This window comes from Mesorhizobium sp. M7A.F.Ca.CA.001.08.2.1 (genome assembly GCF_003998455.1).
In the GTDB taxonomy this organism is placed as follows: Bacteria; Pseudomonadota; Alphaproteobacteria; order Rhizobiales; family Rhizobiaceae; genus Mesorhizobium; species Mesorhizobium ciceri.
The window spans coordinates 1-3,481 of record NZ_RZPW01000670.1; the positions used below are offsets into that span (position 1 = coordinate 1).

Genomic DNA, 3,481 nt, shown 5'->3' on the forward strand with positions numbered 1-3,481 from the left:
CACTTCGACATAGTGGAAGCGCAGGTTGAGCCGCCCGGCTATTTTCTGCCAGAGGTCGATGCTCAATCCCGACCAGCTGCCGTCCTGCAGCTTGAACGCAAAAGGCGGCGCCTGTTTTATCCCGACCGAGATCTCTTTTGCCGGCGAGGCCGAGGGGGAAGCCAGGTCGGGAGAAGTCTGATCGGGCGAAGTCTGGGCAAGCGTGACCCCGGCTCCCACACACGCGACGATGACAATGAGACCCAGCGCCATCGTCCACGAAGCAACTCTTCTCAACGGCAACGACTCCCAGCGACCGGTCCGCCGCTCGATCGTCGCGGCTTTCGAAGGGTAGCCGCCGTGCCCTCCTCCGTCCACCAGCGATGTCGTTGCTGAAGCGGCCGCGCCACACCGACCCCGAATTGCGCGAAAACAAGCAGTTGGAACAATTTCGCGATTCAAATCCTGAAGCGCTTCGCGCAACGAGGGATCCCGTGAGGACAGGCTTGCGGCGCCGAAGACGAATTCGCGCCAACCTCACTTCCTGCCTTGCGGATGGATCGTCTCACCACGCTTCAGCATTGCCACAAACGTCTCGATCTTCCTCTTGCGCCCAGCCTCGGTCTTCATGTTGTGAATGCGGAAGGCGAGCGCGAAGCGGTTTTGCGCGTTGAGTTTTTCAAGCATCGCCTTCGCAGCGGGTTCGGCGTCTATGGCTGCTTGCAAATCATCGGGAATTTTCATCTCCTTGCCGCTGCCATAGGCGCGCGCCCAGCGCCCGTCCGCCTTCGCCGCTTCGACCTGTTTGAGCCCATGCTCGGTCATGCGGCCCTCCTCGACCAGCCGCGCCACATTGTCGATGTTGATCAGGCTCCAGATGCTCTTCCTGCCGCGCGGCGTGTAGCGCTGCAGGAAGCTCTTGTCGTCCAACCCTTTGCGCACCGCATCGATCCAGCCGAAGCACAGCACCACGTCGATGGCTTGCTTGGGGGTGATCGATTTCAATCCGGACCCCACCTTGTGCATCTTGATCCAGACTTCGGCTTCCGTGACGTGGTGCTTGCTCAGCCAGGCGTAGAAGCCGGCAGGATCCGCAAATTCATGAACCTTGTCGGGATCGACCTTGATCGGCGCCATCAGTCGGCCTGTCCGTTCGATGCTGTTGCCGCTCGCGTCATCGCTCTCACTGTCGTCCTGCCTCCGGCATCATGCCCATCGTCATTGGCCAGCATCGTGGCATGAATTGCTGTCAGTTTCCGGCAGCAGACTTGGCAGGCGCGCACGGCGTTCCTTCGCGCCCCTCGGCCCGAACATTTTTCTTCCCGCCCCCCTGTAGAAAGTCCCGGAATACCTGCCATGCTCGTGCTCGGGCACGCCGTCTCGCTCCCGGGGGAATACGCCATGAAATCTCTGTTGCTCGCCTTTGTGTTGTTTCTCCCCACGGCCACCCTCGCCGAGCCGATCGAAACCCGGAAGATCATCACGGCTGTGACTGGCGATTTCAATGGCGACGGCGCCGTCGATCTTGCCATGGTGGTGGAGACCGAACCCGGCCATCCGATGGACGTCCACTTCTTCCTCAGGGACAAGGAGCACAATTACCTCAAACCCGTCGAGATCGTGCACGAGCAGATCCAAGGGGAATGGAACGGCTACGAGCGGGCGGGCTACGAGAACTCCGACACCGAGCCGGAACTGACGATGCTGCCCAACGGCTCGATCAAATTCTACCTGCCAGCGATGGAGATCGGCAGCGAACGGACCGACATGACGCTGACCATCGCCTGGCGCAATGATGCCTTCATCGTCGCCGGCTTCGCCTATGACCACTATGACTATTTGAAGGAGAATGCCGAAAGCGCCTGCGAGTACAATGTGCTGACCGGCAAAGGCACCAGCAGCGAAAAGCAGCCGGACGGCAGCACCAAGCACAGGACCGTCTCGGTCGAAGGCCAGACCATCGCCTTCAAGGACTGGAACCCCGGCACCACCTTCAGCGCTTGCGGCGCGTGATCGACGCCTCTTCGACCGACTTCAGCTTGGCGGCGGCGCTGCCGGCGTCAGCCCGTGGCGGCGCATGATATCCATCATCCCAGCCTTGTCCGGCGGACCGCCGGCGGCGGCGTGGAACATGGCGAATATCTCACGGAAATAGTCCGGACCGATCGCCGCTGGTGTGACGACGCACAGCGCTTTCGCATCCGCGCTGCCATTGTTGTCGAAGCGATGGACTGCGCCGCGCGGGATGCACAGCGCTTCTCCCGGTCCGACCTCGATCGGCTTGCCGTCGACGGTCCAGGTCAGCACCCCTTCAATGCCGTAGATCGTCTCTTCGTAGTGATCATGGCTGTGCGCCGGCGCCAGCAGGCGCAGTCCGCTGGCAACCCTCAACTCAAAGGCGGCGATGCTGCCGTTCGAACTGTCGCCCGTCACCAGGAAGCGAATCGACAGCCCCTTGTCGCCGGTCTCATTGGCTGGATTGACCTGAAGATTCATGACCGACATTGCGCAAAGCCCTCCGGTAAATTACATTTACTCGCTATCAGTAAACTCAATTTACCGGATCGTCAATGCCCACCTCAACGGAAGTTCTACAGACCAAGACCGAGAACCTGCTGATCGGCGCCCTGCTGCGCGTGCCGGCACAAGCGATCCAGCGGCGGCTGATCAAGGAGCTCAACGCCGCCGGTTTCGACGAATTGCGCCTGCCGCATATGGCGGTGTTGCAGTTTCCCGGACCGGACGGCGCGCGGCCCGGCACCATCGCCGAGCGTGCCGGCATGAGCAAACAGGCCATCAACCAGCTGCTCAGCAGTCTCGAAGGGTACGGCTACCTCGTCCGCTCCGACATTCCCGGCGATGGCGGTGCGCGCGTGGTGCGATCCACGGAACGCGGTCATGCCGCGTTCTGGAAAATGGTCGATATCCTGCGCGACATCGAGGAGGAATGGCGCACCGAACTTGGGCCGGAGCGCTTTGCCCAGCTGAAAGCTCTGCTGTTTGTCGTCTGGGAAAGTCCGCTGGTGCGCTGAGCCAGAGACGGCGCTCGTCCGCCCTGCTCCATCGGCCTTTCCGATGGCACTATCGGTTTCTTCCGTTTCCTTCTGTCGCGCCGAACTGCCAATTCCTGCCCTTGTCCATCCAAGCAAAGGCAGAGCGAAATGAGCATTTCGAAACAGAAAATCCTGATCGTCGGCGGCGGCTCCGGCATGGGCCTGGCGCTGGCCAGGCGCTGCATCGAGGCCGGAGCCAAGGTGATCATCGCCGGGCGCGGCCAAGACCGGCTGCGGCAGGCGCGCGAGGCGCTCGGCAATCCCGCCGGGCTGGAGACGGCCGTCGTCGACATCGCGCGCGAAGACCAGGTCTCGGCGCTGTTCGCAGCGATTGGCGGACTCGACCACATCGTCTGCACCGCAGCCGACATCGAAGGCGCCTACCGGCTGCTGCCGGAGCTTGACCTGATGGCGGCGCAAAAGGTGGTGGAGAGCAAGCTGTATGGCCC

Annotated in this window: 6 protein-coding genes; 3 read left to right on the plus strand and 3 right to left on the minus strand. The window is 62.0% G+C overall.

Annotation, left to right across the window (positions count from 1 at the left end):
• The coding region (locus EN914_RS39400; RefSeq protein ID WP_245497861.1) for a transporter substrate-binding domain-containing protein at positions 1–462 on the minus strand (462 nt) is incomplete at its 3' end.
• Between the two features lie 54 nt (positions 463–516).
• Positions 517–1,116 (minus strand): YdeI family protein, encoded by a 600-nt coding sequence (locus tag EN914_RS28690; RefSeq protein WP_024501718.1) that lies wholly within the window; start codon positions 1,114–1,116, stop codon positions 517–519.
• 264 nt (positions 1,117–1,380) lie between these two features.
• Between EN914_RS28690 and EN914_RS28695 the strand changes: the two genes are divergently transcribed.
• The gene (locus EN914_RS28695; RefSeq protein WP_024501719.1) at positions 1,381–1,992 is read left to right on the plus strand and encodes a hypothetical protein; all 612 of its coding nucleotides are present in this window, start codon (positions 1,381–1,383) and stop codon (positions 1,990–1,992) included.
• 21 nt (positions 1,993–2,013) lie between these two features.
• On the opposite strand, the gene EN914_RS28700 is transcribed toward EN914_RS28695, so the two are convergent.
• Positions 2,014–2,484, minus strand: coding sequence for a cupin domain-containing protein (locus tag EN914_RS28700; RefSeq protein WP_024501720.1), 471 nt, complete (start codon positions 2,482–2,484; stop codon positions 2,014–2,016).
• Positions 2,485–2,549: 65 nt separating this feature from the next.
• On the opposite strand from EN914_RS28700, the gene EN914_RS28705 reads away from it, so the two are divergent.
• Together EN914_RS28705 and EN914_RS28710 are read left to right on the plus strand one after the other, a co-directional pair.
• Complete coding sequence (locus EN914_RS28705) at positions 2,550–3,011, plus strand: MarR family winged helix-turn-helix transcriptional regulator (protein ID WP_024501721.1); 462 nt, start codon at positions 2,550–2,552, stop codon at positions 3,009–3,011.
• A 129-nt stretch (positions 3,012–3,140) separates the two neighbouring features.
• A partial coding sequence (locus EN914_RS28710) for an SDR family NAD(P)-dependent oxidoreductase (protein ID WP_127274845.1) occupies positions 3,141–3,481 on the plus strand: 341 nt, incomplete at its 3' end.

Coding starts and splice junctions, on each gene's coding strand:
- EN914_RS28690 (WP_024501718.1), bottom strand. CDS start 1,116: ATGGCGCCGATCAAGGTCGATCCCGACAAGGTTCATGAATTTGCGGAT.
- EN914_RS28695 (WP_024501719.1), top strand. CDS start 1,381: ATGAAATCTCTGTTGCTCGCCTTTGTGTTGTTTCTCCCCACGGCCACC.
- EN914_RS28705 (WP_024501721.1), top strand. CDS start 2,550: ATGCCCACCTCAACGGAAGTTCTACAGACCAAGACCGAGAACCTGCTG.
- EN914_RS28700 (WP_024501720.1), bottom strand. CDS start 2,484: ATGTCGGTCATGAATCTTCAGGTCAATCCAGCCAATGAGACCGGCGAC.